The sequence below is a fragment of the Pseudomonas moorei genome, from assembly GCF_008801475.1.
GTDB classification, from domain to species: Bacteria; Pseudomonadota; Gammaproteobacteria; order Pseudomonadales; family Pseudomonadaceae; genus Aquipseudomonas; species Aquipseudomonas moorei.
On sequence record NZ_VZPP01000005.1, the window covers coordinates 141,605 to 160,576 of the forward strand.

General features: G+C 55.7%; 19 protein-coding genes and 1 tRNA gene. 7 read left to right on the forward strand and 13 right to left on the reverse strand.

Going from position 1 to position 18,972, the window contains the following annotated elements; all coding sequences use genetic code 11:
• Nucleotides 1-220: 220 nt before the first annotated feature.
• The 13 genes from F7R06_RS10900 to F7R06_RS10960 form a co-directional block, all read right to left on the reverse strand.
• Entirely contained in the window at nucleotides 221-589 is a 369-nt protein-coding gene (locus F7R06_RS10900) for a hypothetical protein (RefSeq protein ID WP_090328001.1), read from the reverse strand.
• Nucleotides 567-1,121 carry a hypothetical protein gene (locus F7R06_RS10905; RefSeq protein WP_090328004.1) on the reverse strand — a complete coding sequence of 185 codons (555 nt, stop codon included), beginning with the start codon at nucleotides 1,119-1,121 and terminating at the stop codon, nucleotides 567-569. Before F7R06_RS10905 ends, F7R06_RS10900 begins: the two co-directional genes overlap by 23 nt.
• A gap of 683 nt (nucleotides 1,122-1,804) precedes the next feature.
• The gene (locus tag F7R06_RS10910; protein ID WP_425415239.1) at nucleotides 1,805-2,149 is read right to left on the reverse strand and encodes a hypothetical protein; all 345 of its coding nucleotides are present in this window, start codon (nucleotides 2,147-2,149) and stop codon (nucleotides 1,805-1,807) included.
• Between the two features lie 131 nt (nucleotides 2,150-2,280).
• The gene (locus F7R06_RS10915) at nucleotides 2,281-3,021 is read right to left on the reverse strand and encodes a tetratricopeptide repeat protein (protein ID WP_090328009.1); all 741 of its coding nucleotides are present in this window, start codon (nucleotides 3,019-3,021) and stop codon (nucleotides 2,281-2,283) included.
• A gap of 131 nt (nucleotides 3,022-3,152) precedes the next feature.
• On the reverse strand, nucleotides 3,153-3,977 hold the full coding sequence (locus F7R06_RS10920) for a hypothetical protein (RefSeq protein ID WP_139204845.1): 825 nt from the start codon (nucleotides 3,975-3,977) through the stop codon (nucleotides 3,153-3,155).
• A 235-nt stretch (nucleotides 3,978-4,212) separates the two neighbouring features.
• Nucleotides 4,213-6,273, reverse strand: coding sequence for an AAA family ATPase (locus tag F7R06_RS10925; RefSeq protein WP_090328015.1), 2,061 nt, complete (start codon nucleotides 6,271-6,273; stop codon nucleotides 4,213-4,215).
• Nucleotides 6,270-6,800 (reverse strand): hypothetical protein, encoded by a 531-nt coding sequence (locus F7R06_RS10930; protein WP_090328017.1) that lies wholly within the window; start codon nucleotides 6,798-6,800, stop codon nucleotides 6,270-6,272. Before F7R06_RS10930 ends, F7R06_RS10925 begins: the two co-directional genes overlap by 4 nt.
• The gene (locus tag F7R06_RS10935) at nucleotides 6,800-8,119 is read right to left on the reverse strand and encodes an SIR2 family protein (RefSeq protein ID WP_212613238.1); all 1,320 of its coding nucleotides are present in this window, start codon (nucleotides 8,117-8,119) and stop codon (nucleotides 6,800-6,802) included. Before F7R06_RS10935 ends, F7R06_RS10930 begins: the two co-directional genes overlap by 1 nt.
• 417 nt (nucleotides 8,120-8,536) lie before the next feature.
• Nucleotides 8,537-8,612, reverse strand: a tRNA-Phe gene (locus tag F7R06_RS10940).
• A gap of 103 nt (nucleotides 8,613-8,715) precedes the next feature.
• Complete coding sequence (locus F7R06_RS10945; protein ID WP_003220737.1) at nucleotides 8,716-8,988, reverse strand: oxidative damage protection protein; 273 nt, start codon at nucleotides 8,986-8,988, stop codon at nucleotides 8,716-8,718.
• Nucleotides 8,985-10,052, reverse strand: coding sequence for an A/G-specific adenine glycosylase (mutY, locus tag F7R06_RS10950; RefSeq protein ID WP_090328021.1), 1,068 nt, complete (start codon nucleotides 10,050-10,052; stop codon nucleotides 8,985-8,987). Before mutY ends, F7R06_RS10945 begins: the two co-directional genes overlap by 4 nt.
• Nucleotides 10,049-12,274 (reverse strand): AsmA family protein, encoded by a 2,226-nt coding sequence (locus tag F7R06_RS10955; RefSeq protein ID WP_090328024.1) that lies wholly within the window; start codon nucleotides 12,272-12,274, stop codon nucleotides 10,049-10,051. Before F7R06_RS10955 ends, mutY begins: the two co-directional genes overlap by 4 nt.
• A gap of 84 nt (nucleotides 12,275-12,358) precedes the next feature.
• Nucleotides 12,359-12,757: an acetyl-CoA sensor PanZ family protein gene (locus F7R06_RS10960; protein ID WP_090328027.1), complete on the reverse strand. Its 399-nt coding sequence runs from the start codon at nucleotides 12,755-12,757 to the stop codon at nucleotides 12,359-12,361.
• Between the two features lie 277 nt (nucleotides 12,758-13,034).
• Here F7R06_RS10960 and F7R06_RS10965 point away from each other — a divergent pair, with 277 nt between their 5' ends.
• The 7 genes from F7R06_RS10965 to F7R06_RS10995 all read left to right on the forward strand — a co-directional run bounded on the left by F7R06_RS10965 (nucleotide 13,035) and on the right by F7R06_RS10995 (nucleotide 18,869).
• Nucleotides 13,035-14,699 (forward strand): OFA family MFS transporter, encoded by a 1,665-nt coding sequence (locus F7R06_RS10965; RefSeq protein ID WP_090328029.1) that lies wholly within the window; start codon nucleotides 13,035-13,037, stop codon nucleotides 14,697-14,699.
• Between the two features lie 282 nt (nucleotides 14,700-14,981).
• Nucleotides 14,982-15,575 carry an imidazoleglycerol-phosphate dehydratase HisB gene (gene hisB / locus F7R06_RS10970; protein WP_047536319.1) on the forward strand — a complete coding sequence of 198 codons (594 nt, stop codon included), beginning with the start codon at nucleotides 14,982-14,984 and terminating at the stop codon, nucleotides 15,573-15,575.
• On the forward strand, nucleotides 15,575-16,213 hold the full coding sequence (gene hisH, locus F7R06_RS10975) for an imidazole glycerol phosphate synthase subunit HisH (RefSeq protein ID WP_090328031.1): 639 nt from the start codon (nucleotides 15,575-15,577) through the stop codon (nucleotides 16,211-16,213). Before hisB ends, hisH begins: the two co-directional genes overlap by 1 nt.
• Entirely contained in the window at nucleotides 16,214-16,474 is a 261-nt protein-coding gene (locus tag F7R06_RS10980; protein WP_090328034.1) for a DUF2164 domain-containing protein, read from the forward strand. It begins immediately after the preceding gene.
• A gap of 42 nt (nucleotides 16,475-16,516) precedes the next feature.
• Complete coding sequence (hisA, locus tag F7R06_RS10985) at nucleotides 16,517-17,254, forward strand: 1-(5-phosphoribosyl)-5-[(5-phosphoribosylamino)methylideneamino]imidazole-4-carboxamide isomerase (protein WP_090328037.1); 738 nt, start codon at nucleotides 16,517-16,519, stop codon at nucleotides 17,252-17,254.
• A 9-nt stretch (nucleotides 17,255-17,263) separates the two neighbouring features.
• Entirely contained in the window at nucleotides 17,264-18,034 is a 771-nt protein-coding gene (gene hisF / locus F7R06_RS10990) for an imidazole glycerol phosphate synthase subunit HisF (protein WP_007897430.1), read from the forward strand.
• A gap of 79 nt (nucleotides 18,035-18,113) precedes the next feature.
• A complete protein-coding gene (locus tag F7R06_RS10995; RefSeq protein WP_090328039.1) occupies nucleotides 18,114-18,869 on the forward strand; it encodes a substrate-binding periplasmic protein in 756 nt (251 codons plus the stop codon).
• The last annotated feature ends 103 nt before the right edge of the window (nucleotides 18,870-18,972 follow it).

The window sequence follows — 18,972 nt, forward strand, 5'->3', positions numbered from 1 at the left end:
TATCCCTGAGTCAGCTCAGAAAGCTGAGCCAGGGTAGTCATCAGAGGTCGTGGTTGTTGGGTTGATGGGTTGGTGAACTTGAGGCTGTGGATTACGTCCGTCGCTCCGGTTCATTTCCGGTGCTTTCGGTGTCAATGCCGGAAATGCCAACAGCAGCGGAAGCTGTTGTTACCTGCGACGGTCGTCCGTTGATAAACGGATGGGAAATAGCAGCGCTAAATCAAGGTGAAATCCACTGCGCGAGTATCCTGTTCATTTCCGGTTGAAGGGTTAGGCCTTTTGGAATGAGCACGGCCACCGAGAGCAGGTCGGAAAGCAGGATCACGACCTCATAGAAGTGACCGTGATCTTCGACAATCTCAAATGAAATATTTGGATCATAGGGGCTTTGTAAAAGGTTTCTGACTCCGAGGAAAAGCCCTTTGTCGTAGGGATCATCGCCTTCGCCCCAGACTGCAAACCACCCGAGCTCATCAGGTAACCACTGAGAGCCATACTCCCGCAGCATCTGATACTGGTCCTCTACCCACTGCCGAATGCCGCTGTCCTGGATTTGAACGGTAGCTTCACTCTGGCGAATCAGCAGCATGGTCTGCCTCCTCGATTTGCCGTTGCTCGTTGCTTGGCTCGGATGGTGGGCTAGTTACCTGGGTGGTAGACACGATTGGCTTTCCATCAAGCCGAACACGAATTGACTTACCTTTAAGCGTCAGAACACCTTTTCTCCATGTGGCACCATCGTCAGTTACCCGTAGTTTGGATTCATGCTTCCCATCTCGCCCCAGTAATTTTTCAGCCAGCAAGGCGGCGGCAAGGAACGGGGCATTATTGCTAGAGCGTCCCACAAAGACGGGTTGTAGTACCTTGCTGGGGAATGCCTCTGCTCGTTGACCCAGACCTTCCAAGATTTTGAGAATGGCATCGGCGTTAATCCACTCCCGACTGAAGTAGCCCTGGCTTCCACTGTCGACCAAAGCGATGAAGATCTGCTTTTTGTCAATTGATAGTGCTAGTTGGTAGGTGATCTTCCCTTCGGCTCCAAGACTTAGCTTTGGCGCATGCCCTTCCTTTACAGATAGTAGCTCCATGTAACTTGGTTCAGCGGCTTTGATTCTGCTCATGGTTTTTCCATAGTAATAATTTTGTGATGGCCATTGCCCTAGCTCAAACGGAACGAGCACTTGTGTTCACCGAAGTGAGGCGCTTTTTACAATTGTCTAGGGGGGAGGTTAAAGAACTTTTAACTTCGAGGTATAAGTAACTGGATCCGATGTTGACACAGTTGGTTGCTTACTTTTCATGACATAGCGTGCAGAACAAATCATAAACGCTGATTGCAGCTTGAATACGCGGATCAGGAATATGTCTGCCAGAGTCAATAGCACTGGAAATCCAAGGGTTTTTACATGCACACATAGATATCTCCTAAGTATTCGCCCGACACATTGTTGGGGTCATAGAAATATATCTGCCTGATTTTGATTTTGATGCGGTTTTCATTTTAAGATTAAAAGATGCTTTTGTTTTTGGTGATGCTATATCGTCGTTGCTGAGTGTTGTTGGTGGTGGTGAGCAGAATTTAGTTGGCTGGGGTATTTTGGTGAGTCTTCTTTGAATGCTTTTATTGTAGATGACAAGCTTGCGCCGTCGATACGCTATTAGAACTTAATTATTATTGAAGGCAAGCAAAAAAACGATCCGCGTCCAGAGACTAGTAGCTCAGACGCGGACCAAGGAAGGCTTTCTATTTGTTTAAGGTTTCGAAGTGATTAAAGATTAGCTGAGTTTTTGCGTTTTTGGTTTATCAAAATTGGTCGATAAGCCTTGAAACTGGCGTTGGCCAATTATTTTTTAGACATTCATAAATTTTGGAAACCCACTCATCATGAATTGCAGCTTTTTGCCCTACATAGTCAGTCCCTTCGTCCCAGGTTTCTAGCCTGAAACAGAGATTGTCTATTTCTTCGGATCCAGTTGTATCCGAAAGGTATGCTAACCCATCTTTTGTTACTCGGAGTTGACGATCTGCTGAATCATCCTTTGATGCAATCAGTCTGCGGACATCGTCTAGAGTAAAATTGTGGCCGTTTAGATCGAGGTTCACTATTGTCCTTAATTGATTTTCTTGGTTGATGTAAGTGCTTGGCATAGTGAGTGACTTTACACGGCATCTCACCGCTGCCGCTGAATCTGGGTGAGTATTGCACCATGAAAAAAGCATCGCAGCAAAAATTTTAGACTGGCTACCTTAATCAGGAGACGGTAGATATATCGGTTTTGTCATGGTTGTGCTATTTCATCTAAGATTTCTTGTGCGCCGGCATGGCCCCGCGCAGCGGCCTTCTGGAGCCAAAAGATGGCCTGCGTTTTGTTTTGTGGCACGCCTTGGCCGTTTAAGTAGCTAATTGCTAGGTTGTACTGAGCTTTGGAAAAACCCTGCTTGGCAGCCTTGTCGTACCATATAGCTGCTTGCTGTTGGTCCTGTGTTAAGCCAATCCCATTATCATAGTGAACTCCAAGGTTATACTGGGCTTCGACCTGTCCCTGTTCGGCGGCCTTTCGGAACCAGAAGATGGCTTGCTGTTGATCTTGTGGAACGCCGGTCCCGTTGTCGTAATGAGCGCCGAGATAGAATTGGGCACCGGCTTGACCTTGTTCGGCGGCCTTTTGGTACCAGGCAACTGCTTGTTGGTGATCCTGCGGTACACCAACACCGTTTTCATAGCTGAACCCCAGCGCGTATTGTGCGCTTGCCTGTCCTTGTTCGCCGGCTTTGCGGAGCCAGAAAACACCTTGCTGATGGTTCTGTGACACGCCATCGCCATTTAAATAACGGAGTCCGAGATTGAGTTGTGCATCGGCTTTGCCTTGCTCGGCACTTTGTTGAATCGCCGTTATTTCAGGTGAAGCATATGCCTGGCTGAGCGGTTGGAGTAAGCAAGTTCCGATGACTAACGATAGTGCATACAAAAAGCGGATATGTGTTCTGCGGGTTTCTATTTTTTTATTGATCGTTTCCATGTGGCAGTTCCTCCTTTATAAATTTAAAGACCAAAATTTTATATTTGTCTAGATTGTTTTTATAGCCTTGATTGTTTCTTTTGATGTTGGCTGGTAATCAATTTAAAGTCAGGGTAAATATTTCAAGGCCATCAAGAGATCTGGTTCGCTTCGAAACCATACAAATGAACCTCTAGGTCGAGTATCTCCTGCACGTCCTCAGGTGCTTTGAGTCCGCACGAACGCGCTGGTGCCGTGTTCCATGAGCGAACATCTGTAAAGTAGGGATATTTGCTCTGCAGTTCGTGGGCAGTACAGTTCGTGGTCTCGCGCTTAGTCCCTTGCTGGAAAGCCCACCAACTAAGGCGGGACAGTTTTTTTGTTTCAGTCAATGGGTCAGGACGCCTACTAACGTAGTTTTTGACTTTGTTTATTAGCATGGGCAGGTCGTCATCTGATCTATTACCAGAGTTGTCTCTAGCCGCATGAAATCCTAGCTCAATCTTGTCATCGTACAAAATCCTATCCTTACCAGCGAGAATCATCCAAGTACATGACGACTGGCATAAACCATCTACGGATAAATGCCGATCTTCGCTCAGTTCATAACGAGAGGCAAGGCATGTATTTAGTCCATTGGCATAGATGGCGTCCGCTATCATTATTGCATCAGAGACCTCTCCCCCTTGGGATGAAATACAAATCGTCTTAATTTCAGGATGCTGCGTAGTCATATATTTAATGCCTACTAAAACCAATGGCCATGATCCGCTTTTTACCTCGCCGTGGAGTAGGAAAACATTTTCGTGGCACGCGTCCTTATTGCAAGCTACTGCCAGATTAATTTTTATCTTCGAGTAGTATGAAATAGCGCAAAACGCAATTACTAAGAGGGCGATTGCTCCACCAATTATAATGTATTTTCTAGTGGCGCTATTTGGCGTGCTATGTTCTGTTTTTATGTATTTTTTTTGCAATTCATTGAATCCTTAACGTGACGTATTCCAAACTCAAAGGGAAATGTGATCTTTGCTCACAGCGTGGTCTTCTCTACCTCGCAGGCGCCGGCAATAGCTTCTCTGATCAGGGATTATGCCCTCCATCACGCGCATCACATTCTTTTTCTCAAATGCTAGAGCGATCACAGAAGCCTCACTTTGGCTTGTTGTGTTGGCGCTACTGAAAAACTGACTCACCCTGCCGATTGCAAAGCTAACCAACCACTTGAAGGCCGGAGCTACGGCGCAGCACACCTACAGGAAGGGGAGGGACTTCAACCTTAGACACTACAATTGCCGAGCCTTCAGGGCCAATGTCAATGTCATAACACAGCCCCACTTGTTCAGGGGTGCTCAGTAACCGCCGACACATCAGCTCTGCGAGTGCAGAATCTTCCACCGCACAAATAACTTGGCGCCCTTCTAGTCGAATAGCGGCGAGCACTTCCACAAGCTGAAGAGCCCGAAAATCATCAATGTGCTGCACCGGGTCATCAAGGAGCAATGTGCGCCAAGAAGTCCAGGCACGGGCAAGATGAACTGAGAGGAGAAATGCAAGGCCTGCTGCGCGGCGTTGACCGCTACTGAATACGAACTGCGGATTGAGACCGTCGCCGACCTTGAGGCTCAGAAAGCGGCGGACATCACCACGGATACTGTAGTCGATTGTTCGCCAGTCGGCATGAGGTCGTAGTCGTTGATACAGTTCATTTAACAAGGGGCTAATTTGTGCAAGGCGCTCATCAATGATTTCGGCGCTGACGCGTTTTATTGCGCGCTCGATGTCCTTCGCAGCCACGACGGACGCTTGGGACCGCGCCATAACATCTGCGGCCTCATCGGCATCATTACGCAGGTAGTTGATTCTATCTTCTAGGATTGTAACCATGGAGATAGCCTGAGACGCTTCGAGAGTCAGCAATGCCCGCTCTAAGTCGATCAATCGATCATGCTCTGAGGATATCTCAAGCTCGAGGCCGGCTGGGTCCTGGACAAAGCGATAATCCAGACCGTATTGCTCAAACAACTCGACGTGCTTCTGTTCGTACGCAGAGAGGCGAGTCTCTTCTTGATTGATCGCAGCCCATTCTGATTGAGCTGAAGCAAATTCAATCGATGTGCGTTCAGCATTCTCCTTGGCAGTCGATAGTGCCTGACGGGCAGCGACAACCCCAGATTCAAGTGTAGAAATTCGTGCTCGAGCAATCGCAAGGCCAGACTCAAACTCCTGAGACGTTCTCATGGCCCCGCAGAGGGGGCAATGCTCGTCATGGAGTCCATGCTGCTCGCCAAATTCGACTAGCGCCGCCAATGACGCGGCAATAGCGTCTGCCTGCTCTTCACGGACGAGGTTCTCTTTGGCCTGGGCGACGATTCGCTCTGCCTCGGATTTGGCTGCTTCCGTACTCTTCAGCTCAAGATGCACAGCCTCACGACGAAGTCGCATCTCCGGGGCATCTAATTTCTGGCGCAACAATGCTATTTCGCGCCCCTGTTGGACGGCCTCACCAGATGGTCCTAGTTTGGCTCGCCTAGCGGCTAGTGCAGCACGACCGGCAACAAGACGAGCAAGCAGCTCAGTGGGTGCGTCCGGCACCGCCATCGCGACAAGCTTCATTGCGATCGCTACGTCTCCAGAGCGAGATACGGTGTCTCGAAGCACCGTTAGCTCGGAAAGCTTTTCGGATATCTGGTTCCGTAAAGCGTTGTACGTCTCCTCATGCCGAGCAAAGGTCGCTTCTGCACCTGCCACAACCTCCTTGGCTTTTGCCCCAAGCTCGGCGCCCTCGACTGCTCCGAGGGCTGCACGGACAAGTTCGAATCGTTCTGTTTCAGTCAGATCGACACTGAGTGCTGCTATCCATTCATCGCGAATGATTGAGGTTTTGCAAAGCTGACGAAGCGCACCTTCAGGGCTTTGATCTGAACATAGGGCAGCCTCTATCTCTTCGGAGCTACGATCCGAACCCGATTCGCGCGTGCGTGTAACTGTGAATTTATCCCCGTTCGCTTTGATGAAAGCCAGGGTTACGTAGTGAGACTGCGGGGTGCCATCACCTCGCCACCATAGATAGTCACTAAGTGTCTCCTTCGCGGACTTTTCGACAGTGTATTTATCGATCGAACCTGTGAGAGCGAATTCAACAGCATCGAATAATGTGCTTTTACCTACGCCATTTCGGCCGCTGATCACCGTAAAGCCTGCTCCAAAATCAATGCGTACTTTGTCGCGGAAACCGCGAAAGCCACACACTTCGACAAAGTCCAATTTCATGACGAGCTTCCCAATATTCGCGCGACTTCAGCTGCGCTTGCCTCTCCCAAAAAGGCCGTAACGGCTTCCGGTGAAACCTCTTTCAGGCGTGATCGCAGGCGAATCTCAAAATCAGATTTGCTTAGCATTGGCTGGGCTCTAACAGCCGTGAGTGGGAGCAAGGCCCTTTCAACATCTTCAGGAGTTCGGATCGCAGCACGAGCAATTTTGCGCGTCAATGTAAAATCCTCTTCTATCCGCTGGATAGCTCGTTGATGAGTTGGTGCCTGCTCGTCCGTAAGAAAAATGGAATAAACGTTCCACGCTTTGCCCCCGGCCAAACGAAGGGCGGCAGCGTGTCGCGATAGAATCGTCTGTTGGCGTCCTCTCCAACCATTGAGCAGCGCTTCGGCAGATTCAAATAAATGAATAAAGCCTATTGTCATCGCATTCTCGAAGCAGATAACGGCCGGGGAGGTAGCTGTCCAAGGCCAGGTTTCGTAACCTGCCCTCCGCAGAATGATTTCTGCTTGTAATGTTATGTCCATCAGATATTTAGCTCCTCTCGTGCGCTGGCTAAATCGAACCAAGTTCCGCCGACTTCGGGGCGAACAACATCATTCTCGCGGCCGCGACGGACGACATTGTCAGGAAGCCCAAGGTCCGTGGCGCCCACCGCGACGACAATATCAGCGGTCTGGACTGAGGGAGCTTCAATAAACCTAGAACGCAGAGTGCTGAGGACCATTCCAGCGCCATTGATGACCCGAACACGTCTCCCACTCAATACATATCCGTCTGATTGCTGTTCGGCGCCGGACTGACGAAGCAGGAGGTGAAAGAATCCAAGGGCTTCACAGTTTCCTGGAGAAGTCTTTGTCGCAGGTTTCCCCCAGGGAACACCTTCGGCGTCCCGACGCAAGCCATATAGTGTTTCACTATCAAAATCCGGCATCTTGAGCCAGTCTGGATCGCAAGGTTCGCCCGTACTCTGTTCAAACGTCGTTTTTCCTGCCGCGATCACTTGTCTAAGGTAGTTGGTCGAAAAGGCGCGGCGTAGCTCATCGAGGACTTCAGCGCCGGACTCCTGTACATGGTGAAACGCGACGTTCTCGGCATGAGCCAACGCCCATAAGTCTGGTGCTTTTTCTTGCAACTGTTCAGCGCTGGATGGGTCAACGACGGTGACTGAAAGCGGCCCCACATTGGTAAGGGCCGAACCTACTAGCTGATTCAGATATGCCCAATCGGACCAGAATCCGATTATTAGTAGATCCTTTTGTCGGAGATTCGCCTCGATCCAGGTTTTACTCTTTTCGATTCGGGCAGAAATCGTAGGGTCATTGAGCTGGGAGAGCGCCCAAACCGTCGAGGGGCGATCTCTGGTCGAGCAACCATGAAATTTAAGTAGGGGGCCTTGAGTTCTGTTAGATACTACCGCCTCATCGCCATCCAACGAACCACGAAAATCGAAGCCATAACTCACCGCGTGTTGTTCGATGAGCGTGTCATAGTTGGCCGACAAACTGGCAAATGCTGAACGGGTAACTAGAAAATCTGCAATTGCAGCATGGCCTGCGTTGGGAAGTCTGACGAAATCAGTCCAGGGAACAAGTCGTTCGATAAAGACTGTTTTTAGGTTGTTTGTGGGGACAAAATGCTCCGCAAAAGCCTCTAGGTTGCCGCGGAGTGCCGGATCACAAGTCGGGTCTACCGTTAGCTGATATTCATCAAAACACTTCTCAGCAACCCGCCACGCAGAAGGCAAGCTGCTGGGTGGGGCCATAGAAAGCCCCGCCCCGCAAACGATAACGAGGCGACCTGCGGCCATTGAAGCAAGCAACTGCACTTTGATGCCGGGTTCCATCGGGTCCCTCCGCAGTTTTGACCATACTATAGCCATGCATGAATAGCGTCGCGCGATTTCATTAGATCACTACAGGGTTCTCTCGGACGCCGCGTGAGCCGCGTGACTTTCGTACGGCACGAAATCAAAAATGCGAAGGAGGCGGGGTTGCCGCTGTGAGGGGTGTAGGCGATGTGAAGGTGGGTTTCTGGGGCGGGCTGTATTGCGACTCGCTGGATGTGGCTTAGGCGAGCTCTCAGCGATAGCTTCAAGAGTTTCGAAAGCTATTTATTTTTGAGAGGGGGGTGTGGGAAAGGCTGGGATGGTGAGTCAAAGAAAAGTGTTAAGGGCCTGGTCCAGAAATGGTCCAGCGGCCATTAAATCGCAGGCAATAAAAAACCCCAAGGACACATTGTTCCTTGGGGTTTCTCGGTATTTTGGTGCCCAGAGACGGAATCGAACCGCCGACACGGGGATTTTCAATCCCCTGCTCTACCGACTGAGCTATCTGGGCAACGGGGCGCATTAAAAGGGTTTTTCGGATTTACGTCAACGACTTTTTTAAAATTTCTTAAATTAATTCCGTCGCTTACGATCCGCCCCCCGATTTTGCAGGGTTACTCTGCAGGCGGAACGTAGCCTTCGGCCTTGGCGTAATCCTCGCCGGAGAAGTACTTGTCCATCTCGCCCTGCAGATATTTACGGTCTTCGGCGTTCATCATGTTCAGGCGTTTTTCGTTGATCAGCAGGGTCTGGTGCTTTTGCCAGTCGGCCCAGGCCTTGGCCGAGACGTGGTCAAAAATGTCCTGGCCCTTGGCACCCGGGAATGGAGCGCGCTCCAGGGCTGGCAATTCTTCTTTGTACTTGCGGCACATGATGGTGCGGGTCATGACGATTCTCCTGCGTTCAATACGGCGGCCGCGCGTTCGAGCAAGGTTTTGACCGGGGCGGCGAGGCCCAGGCGCGGCGGGGTGGCGAGGTTATACCAGAGCCAGTCGGCCTCGGCCACGTGGTGGCCGTCCTCCTGGACCTGTACCAGCCAGGGTTCGATGGATAACTGAAAATGGCTGAAGGTATGCACCAGGTTCGGCAGGGCCTGTTGGTTGCCCAGCGCCAGTGAGTGCTGCGAAGCCAGGTGCTGCAGGTCGTCGAGGTCATCGAGTTCCGGCAGGCTCCACAAACCGCCCCACAAGCCCGTGGAAGGGCGACGGTAAAGCAGAATCGCGCCGTCGCCGTTGGCGAGCAACGGCATCAGCGTGCGCTTCTGAGGCACGGCCTTGCGCGGTTTGGGGATCGGGTAGCGCGTTTCCAGACCGAGCATGTGCGCCTCGCAGCCCTTTTGCAGCGGACAGAGCAGGCAGCTCGGCTTGCTGCGGGTGCAGAGCGTGGCGCCCAGATCCATCATCGCCTGGGTGTAGGCGTTGACCCGATCATGGGGGGTAAAGCGCTCAGCATTGGCCCAGAGCTGTTTGGCGACCTTTGGCTCGCCCGGGTAACCCTCCTGCGCGGTAAATCGAGCCAGCACGCGTTTGACGTTGCCGTCGAGGATCGGCGCGCGCAGGCCCATGCTGATGCTGGCAATGGCCCCGGCCGTAGACAGGCCGATGCCCGGCAGGTCGGTGAGTTTTTCCACGTCCCGGGGAAATTCGCCGCCGTATTGTTCGACGACGATCTTCGCGGTCTTCTGCAGATTGCGCGCACGGGTGTAGTAACCCAGGCCTGTCCACAGGTGCAGCACTTCGTCCTCCGGCGCAGCGGCCAGGGCTTCGACCGTCGGCAGCGAGGCCATGAAGCGATCGAAGTAATTGAGCACGGTGCTGACCTGGGTCTGCTGCAACATGATTTCCGAAACCCACACCCGATAAGGGTTGATGTCCTGTTGCCAGGGCAGGTCATGCCGGCCGTGGCGGTCGTACCAGTCCAGCACCGCCGTTGAAAACTGCTCGGCTTTCATCGCTTGAACAGCCCCTTGAGTGCATCTTTCAGTTCAGGACTGACCTTGTCGCCCAGCTTCTCGTCGATTTTTTCGCTGATCTTGTCTCCGGCCAGTTTGCTTGCGACCTGACCCATGCGCTCGTTGTCGAGACGGCATGCCTTGGCACCCAGTTCCAGCGGACCGCGGCAACGCAGTGGCCATTCGATACCGACAAACTTGTCGCCCACCTGGCAAGCGGGGTCCGGCATGGCGCTGGTGTCGCCTTCGACGATGATGCCCACGCGGTAATCCATGCCCAGCACTCGCAGGTCGACATCACCGTCACCCTTGACGGTCATGCCCGGGATGCGCACTTTCAGGTCCGGGTTGCTGGCTACGCCGTTGCGCAAGGTCAGGTTGCCCTTGAGTTCCTGGAACGGTGTGTCCTTGCCCCGAGGCTCGCCGCTGAGGGTTTTGCGGTTGAGCGTGGCGATGCCCTTGCACAGTTGTTGTTCAAGGTTGGCGTTGAGCAGCACACCATTGTTGATGACGAAACCGGCGTTGCCGTTGAGGGTTTCGATCAGCGCTTTCTGGCTGTTGCCGTTGCCGGTCAGGTTGCTGTTGAGGGTCACCAGGCCTTTGACCGGTGGGTTTTTACCCTGGCTTTCAAGGATTTTCTCCACCGGCACCCGGTTGATCTTCGTCTGCAAGTTCAGCGCGGGTACCTGCTGGCGTACGTCGAGGGTGCCCGTGGCTTCGAAGTTGCCGCCATACAGATCGCCGCGCAGGTTTGTCAGGGTCAGCAGTCCGCCCTGGCCGTTGGCCTTGAGTGCCGCGTTCTGAATCGGCAGTTTTTCCAGGGTCAGCTGGCCAAAGGTCAGGTCGGCATCCACATCGAGTTTGCTCAGGCGTTCCACCGGCAACAGGCGCTCGTTGCTCCATGCGTCTTTGGTCGGTGCCTGTGGCAGCGGTGTGCTGCCGGCGCCGGCCAGGGCATCCGCTTCGGTGCTGGCGACTTCGGCCTGACGCACTTGCGTCGCGCTGTTGGCCTCAGCCGACTTCGGCCGCATATAACGGTCGACGTTGAAAGTGTCGGCCTTGAGCACCGCTCGCAGCGATTGCTTGGCGAAGTCTTCGACGGCGATGCGGCCGCTGAAGGTGCTGTCGTCGACTTTCAGGTTGATTTCGTCCAGTACAAGGCTGGTCGGCGTGCCCGCCAGGCGACTGACCAGTTCGACCTTGCTCAGGCTGCCTTCGGCCATCGCCGGGAGCGTCTGACCGATGCTGTCGACGAACTTCGCCAGATCAAACTGGGCAATCGACAGGCCACCGCTGATCTGTGGCGTCTTGTCGAGGTCGTTGACCTTCAGCTCGCCCAGCGCACGCAGTTGGTTGGCGGAGATCTTGATGCCGGTCCACTCGGCGACATTGGCCGCCTTGTCCAGTAACAACTGGCCCTGGGCGGCGAAGGTCATGGTCTTGCCTTGCAGCGGGTCGCCGGCAACTTCGCCGGACAATCTCATGTCTTCGAGTTTGTAGCGCTGCAATGCGCGCTCGAAACGCAGCTCACCGTTGAGCTCGGTGCGCACCCGCAGAACCGGTTGGTTGGTACCGAGGAACGCGGTGAGTTTGATCGGAGTGTTGGTGGAGTCGTGCACCGGGCCGGTACTGAGCTGAATGCTTTCGGCGCTGAATTGCTTGCCGGTCTTCTCGTCGTTGTATTCAACGCGGGCGTTGTTGACGGTCAGGCTGTCGATGTCGAGGCGCACCGGCTGGGACGGTTTTTCAACCTGGGCCGTGGTTTGTGGCGCCGGTTCACCGGAGGCGGCGGCAGGCGTGCCGGTCGTGGTCGGCGCCGGGACCTTGCCGATGTCTTCCCAATTGCCATGGCCATCCTTGTCACGGGTCAGGCGCAGGTTCAGGCCTTCGACGCGGACATCGCTCATTTGCACTTCACGACGCAGCAGCGGCAGCACGCGGACCGACAGGCCGAGCATCTGCAGATCGGCAAACGGTTCGGTGGGCTTGGCCAGGGTCGCAACACCGGCGTCGTGTAATTCCAGGCCCAGCCATGGGAACAGGCTCCAGCCGATATCGCCATTGAGCGTCAGCTCGATGTGGGCCTTGTCGCGGGCTATCTGGCGAATCTCGTCTTTGTAGTTGTTGGGATCGAAGAAGTGGGTCAGGGCAAAGCCCAGCGCCACAATGATCAGCAACAACCCGAGAAGTACCAGACCCAGGATTTTGCCGAACGCTTTCATGGGCGAGTCCTTGTATTTAGTCGAATTCGAAATTTAGCCGAGGAGTATAGCGCTCAGTAACGGACGACCGGTCAGCGATCATTTCTACATAACATCCAGTAGCACATTCAGCTTTGCGGCCAGCGCCCGGGATTCCAGGTGCCCGGCCGGGGACAGCAGGCGCAATGTGGCACCGGATTGCGCGGCCATCTTCTGTGCTTCGCGCACCAGACGTTCAGCGACGCCACGGCGACGAGTGATTTTTCGCACGCATAGATGAGACAAATGCCAGACGTCAGGGTGCCGTTGCAGTCGTGCCGCACCCAGCAGCCGGTCATTGAAGCGCCCGGCAATCAGCGACCCGTCCTGCAGGCAGGCTTCGATCAGCGGTGAGTCCCCGGCGAACGGTGCGAACAGCCAGTCCGGAGCGTCGCGATAAATCTTCTGCAGGTCTTGCTGATCCTGGCCGGTGGCTTCGTTCAACGGCTCGACAATGATTGGCATAGTGATTCCTGTGGGTTGTAAGCGATTCGCGCACTGATGGAGCGACCGTTGCCGGGGCCTGTCGCTCAAGAGGTCAGATAACGTACAAAACGTGATGTCAGTTTGGTATTTCTGTCACTTGCAAATGGTAACCTTCGTCCGTTCGTCGGTCCTTCTGCGGCGAGATGTCGCAGCGAAAGGAAGTTTCACCCGGAAAAAACGGTCATGCCTGTGTGCACTCAAGGCTGGAGGGGTGAAGAGTGGCTGAGGAACGATACTAATAATTGGGGGATACACAATGACCACGAGCATTACGGCGGACGGCGTGACGGCCGATCGATCCGCGTTCCTGTCCAAGGAACGCATTATCGCCAAGCCCGGTTTCAACCGTTGGCTGGTACCACCGGCCGCGCTGGCCATCCACTTGTGCATCGGCATGGCCTACGGCTTCTCGGTGTTCTGGTTGCCACTGTCCAAGGCATTGGGAATCACCGCTGCGGTGGCTTGCGCGCCGGACATGAGCTTTATCGCTCAAGTCTTTTCTTCGCAATGCGACTGGCCGATCTCGATGCTCGGCTGGATCTATACCCTGTTCTTCATCTTCCTGGGTTGCTCGGCCGCGATCTGGGGTGGCTGGCTGGAACATGCCGGGCCACGCAAGGCCGGCGTCGTATCGGCGCTGTGCTGGTGCGGTGGTCTGCTGATTTCGGCGCTGGGTGTGTACACGCACCAGATCTGGCTGATGTGGATCGGCTCCGGCGTGATTGGTGGTATCGGCCTGGGCCTGGGTTACATCTCGCCGGTGTCGACCTTGATCAAATGGTTCCCGGACAAGCGCGGCATGGCCACCGGCATGGCAATCATGGGTTTTGGCGGCGGCGCGATGGTCGGTGCACCGCTGGCTGCAGCGCTGATGGGGCATTTCGCCTCGCCTACCAGTGTCGGCGTGTGGCAGAGCTTCCTGGTGATGGCCGCGATCTATTTCGTGTTCATGATTGGTGGCGCCTTGTCTTACCGCGTGCCGCCAACCGGCTGGAAGCCTGAAGGCTGGACCGCTCCGGTGAAGAAAGCCTCGAACTCGATGATCACTCATCGTCACGTCCACGTGAATGTGGCGTGGAAGACCCCGCAATTCCGTCTGGTGTGGCTGGTGCTGTGCCTGAACGTTTCCGCCGGTATCGGCATCCTGGGCATGGCTTCGCCTCTGTTGCAGGAAGTGTTCGCCGGCAAATTGCTGGGTAACGGGCTGACGTTTGGTCAGCTGGACGCTGCGCAATTGGCTTCGATCGCCGCGATCGCTGCTGGCTTCACCGGTCTGCTGAGCCTGTTCAACATCGGTGGGCGCTTCTTCTGGGCTTCGTTCTCGGACTATCTGGGGCGCAAAAATACCTACTTCGTGTTCTTCGCCCTGGGCTTTGCCCTGTATGCGCTGATCCCGAACCTCGGTCACTTGGGCAACGTTGCACTGTTCGTGGCGGCGTTCTGCATCATTTTGTCGATGTACGGCGGTGGTTTCGCGACGGTGCCGGCTTACCTGGCTGACCTGTTCGGTACGCAAATGGTCGGCGCGATCCACGGTCGCCTGCTGACCGCGTGGGCGGCGGCGGGCGTGTTGGGGCCGGTATTGGTGAACTACCTGCGTGAATATCAGCTGAGCATCGGCGTCGAGCGTGCGGCGGCCTATGACATCACCTTGTACATCCTCGCCGGCCTTCTGGTGCTGGGCTTCCTGTGCAACCTGCTGGTGCGCCCGGTGGCCGACAAGTACTTCATGACCGACGCCGAACTGGCCGCCGAACAGGCACTGGGCCACGACAAGGGCGCTGACAGCAGCACCGTACTGGAGTGGAAAGCTGCGGCGGGCTCCAAGCCGTTGGCGGTGGCGGCGTGGCTGGTGGTGGGGATTCCGTTGGCGTGGGGTGTGTGGGTGACCCTGCAGAAGACGGCAGTGTTGTTTCACTAAGGAACTGGCCCGAGCATTTTCAGGCCGATACCGATCCTGTGGGAGCGAGCTTGCTCGCGATAGCGGTCTGACAGTCAACAAAAATGTTGAATGTGAGAACCTCATCGCGAGCAAGCTCGCTCCCACAGTTGTTTCACGCCGCCCAGAATGGCTTGTACTGACATGTACATGGCTACGGCTCCTGAATTCACTCGTCAGCGATATCACCTCCCGTGTTTCTGTTTCCGGCCCGCGCCCCTATAATGGTTGCCTTTTTCGCCCAATGATTTTGCGGAGCTGGTGATGGCCGAACGTAAGGCGTCTGTCGAGCGCGACACTCTGGAAACCCAGATCAAAGCCTCGATCAACCTGGATGGCACCGGAAAGGCCCGATTTGAGATCGGTGTCCCTTTTCTTGAGCACATGCTCGACCAGATCGCCCGTCACGGGCTGATCGACCTGGATATCGTCAGTAAAGGCGACCTGCATATCGATGATCACCACACCGTGGAAGATGTCGGTATCACCCTGGGTCAGGCATTCACCAAAGCCATCGGCGACAAGAAAGGTATCCGTCGCTACGGTCACGCCTACGTGCCGCTCGATGAAGCGCTGTCGCGCGTGGTGATCGACTTCTCCGGCCGTCCTGGCCTGCAGATGCATGTTCCCTATACCCGCGCGACTGTCGGCGGCTTCGACGTTGACCTGTTCCAGGAATTCTTCCAGGGCTTCGTCAATCATGCCAACGTCACCCTGCACATCGACAACCTGCGTGGCCACAACACCCACCACCAGATCGAAACCGTGTTCAAGGCCTTCGGCCGTGCCCTGCGCATGGCCGTCGAGCTCGATGACCGCATGGCCGGTCAAATGCCATCGACCAAGGGCGTCCTGTAATGCAGACAGTCGCGGTTATCGATTACGGCATGGGCAACCTGCACTCGGTGGCCAAGGCCCTCGAGCATGTCGGTGCCGGCAAGGTCCTGATCACCAGCGATGCGAATGTGATTCGCGAAGCCGACCGGGTGGTTTTCCCCGGCGTCGGCGCAATTCGCGATTGCATGGCGGAGATCCGTCGCCTGGGCTTCGACTCGCTGGTGCGTGAAGTCAGCCAGGACCGTCCGTTCCTCGGCATCTGTGTCGGCATGCAAGCCTTGCTCGACACCAGCGAAGAGAACGACGGCGTCGACTGCATCGGCCTGTTCCCGGGCGCGGTGAAGTTCTTCGGCAAAGACCTGCATGAAGACGGCGAACACCTGAAAGTCCCGCACATGGGCTGGAACGAAGTGAAGCAGACGGTGAGTCACCCGCTGTGGCACAACATTCCGGATCTGGCGCGGTTCTACTTCGTGCACAGCTACTACATCGCTGCCGCCAACCCGCGGCAGGTGGTGGGCGGTGGTCATTACGGTGTCGATTTCGCCGCGGCGCTGGCCGATGGCTCGCGTTTCGCCGTGCAGTTCCACCCGGAGAAGAGCCATACCCATGGCCTGCAGTTGCTGCAGAACTTCGCTGCGTGGGACGGTCGCTGGTAAATGGCCGTCAAGAAATCCAGGCCGCCGATCCTCACGCTCACCCCCGAGCAGGAGAATGAGGCCAACAGCAAGATCAAGCGTTTCATGGAAGACCGCTTCGAACTGGACCTCGGCACATTCGAGGCGGCTGAGATTCTTGAGCTGTTTACCCGTGAAATTGCTCCGCACTATTACAACAGGGCGATTTTCGATGTGCAGACGCACCTCAAAGAGAGGTTCGAAAGCATCGAAAGCGACCTGTGGGCGCTCGAGAAAAACTGATTTCCGAGCCAAGCTGAACATTCAATTCTGAAGGTTTGCCAGATGCTGATTATTCCCGCTATCGATCTTAAAGACGGTGCCTGTGTTCGTCTGCGCCAGGGCCGCATGGAAGATTCCACGGTGTTCTCCGATGACCCGGTGAGCATGGCTGCCAAGTGGGTGGAGGGCGGTTGCCGTCGTCTGCATCTGGTCGACTTGAACGGCGCCTTCGAAGGCCAGCCGGTCAACGGCGAAGTGGTTACCGCCATCGCCAAGCGCTACCCGAACCTGCCGATCCAGATCGGCGGCGGTATCCGTTCCCTGGAAACCATCGAGCACTACGTGAAAGCGGGCGTGAGCTACGTGATCATCGGCACCAAGGCCGTGAAAGATCCGGCGTTCGTGGCCGAAGCCTGCCGTGCGTTCCCGGGCAAGGTGATCGTCGGCCTGGACGCCAAGGATGGTTTCGTCGCCACCGACGGCTGGGCGGAAATCAGCACCATTCAGGTCATCGACCTGGCCAAGCAGTTTGAAGCTGACGGCGTGTCCGCCATCGTTTATACCGACATCGCCAAAGACGGCATGATGCAGGGCTGCAACGTACCGTTTACCGCCGCGCTGGCCGCTGCGACCAGGATCCCGGTGATCGCGTCCGGTGGCATCCACAACCTGGGCGACATCAAGACGCTGCTCGACGCCAAGGCGCCAGGCATCATCGGTGCCATCACTGGCCGGGCGATCTACGAAGGCACTCTCGACGTCGCTGAAGCGCAAGCTTTCTGCGATTCGTACAAAGGCTGAGGACTGACCATGGCGCTGGCCAAACGCATCATCCCTTGCCTGGACGTGGACAACGGCCGGGTGGTCAAGGGTGTGAAATTCGAAAACATCCGCGACGCCGGTGACCCGGTGGAAATCGCCCGTCGTTACGACGAGCAGGGCGCGGACGAGATTACCTTTCTCGACATCACCGCCAGCGTCGATGGTCGCGACACCACGCTGCATACCGTCGAGCGCATGGCCAGCCAGGTGTTCATCCCGCTGACCGTGGGCGGTGGCGTGCGCACCGTGCAGGACATTCGCAACCTGCTCAATGCCGGTGCGGACAAGGTGTCGATCAACACTGCGGCGGTGTTCAACCCGGAATTCGTCGGTGAAGCGGCGCAGCATTTCGGCTCGCAGTGCATCGTCGTCGCAATCGATGCGAAGAAGGTTTCCGGTCCGGGCGAAACCCCGCGCTGGGAAATCTTCACCCACGGCGGGCGCAAGCCGACCGGTCTCGACGCGGTTGAATGGGCGAAGAAAATGGAAGGCCTGGGGGCCGGCGAGATCCTGCTGACCAGCATGGATCAGGATGGCATGAAAAACGGCTTCGACCTGGGCGTCACCCGCGCCATCAGCGATGCGCTGGGGATTCCCGTGATCGCTTCCGGCGGCGTCGGCAATCTGCAACACCTGGCCGACGGAATCCTCGAAGGCCACGCCAGTGCGGTGTTGGCGGCGAGTATCTTCCACTTCGGCGAATACACCGTGCAGGAAGCCAAGGCTTATATGGCCCATCGCGGAATTGTGATGCGCTAAACAAACCGATGCAGGCCAGTGGACATCATGGCGGGCTCAAGGCACTCTTGGGTACGCCATGGATTTCGGTAGCCAGACAATGTTTAAACGCCTTCTTCTTGTCCTCGCCAGCGCTAGCCTGTTGTTCGTCAGTGGAGTGCAGGCGGCGGACAATCCCGGCACCGACATGGTGTTGCTGACGGAAAACTTCCCTCCGTACAACATGGCGAAGAACGGCAAGAACTTCGCGCAGGACGAAAACATCAATGGCATCGCCACGGACATCGTCCGCGAAATCTTCAAGCGCGCCGAGATCACCTACAGCCTGACGCTGCGCTTCCCCTGGGAGCGAATCTACAAACTCACCCTGGAAAAACCCGGCTACGGCGTGTTCGTCATGGCGCGGCTGCCCGATCGCGAAAAGCTCTTCAAGTGGGTTGGCCCTATCGGTCCGGACGACTGGATCATGCTGGCCAAGGCTGACAGCCCAATCACCCTCGAAACCCTGGATGACGCCCGCAAGTACAGGATTGGCGCCTACAAGGGCGACGCCATCGCCGAGACACTGGCCAAGCAGGGGCTCAACCCCGTCGTGGTGCTGCGCGATCAGGACAACGCCAGGAAGCTGGTCAACGGCCAGATCGATCTGTGGGCTACGGGCGATCCGGCCGGGCGCTACCTGGCGCGTCAGGAAGGTGTGAACGGGCTCAAGACCGTGTTGCGGTTCAACAGCGCCGAGTTGTACCTGGCGTTGAACAAGGACGTGTCGGACGAAATGGTGGCCAAGCTTCAGGCGGCACTGGATCAGCTGCGCAAGGAAGGCAAGGTCGACGAGATCATGGCGCGGTATCTGTAGCGACAGCCAATACATCCTTGTAAGAGCTGGCTTGCCAGCGATGGCGGCCGAAAGGGCAATGCAAGGCTCAAGGCCGATTCGCCAGCGAGCCGGCTACAGGGTG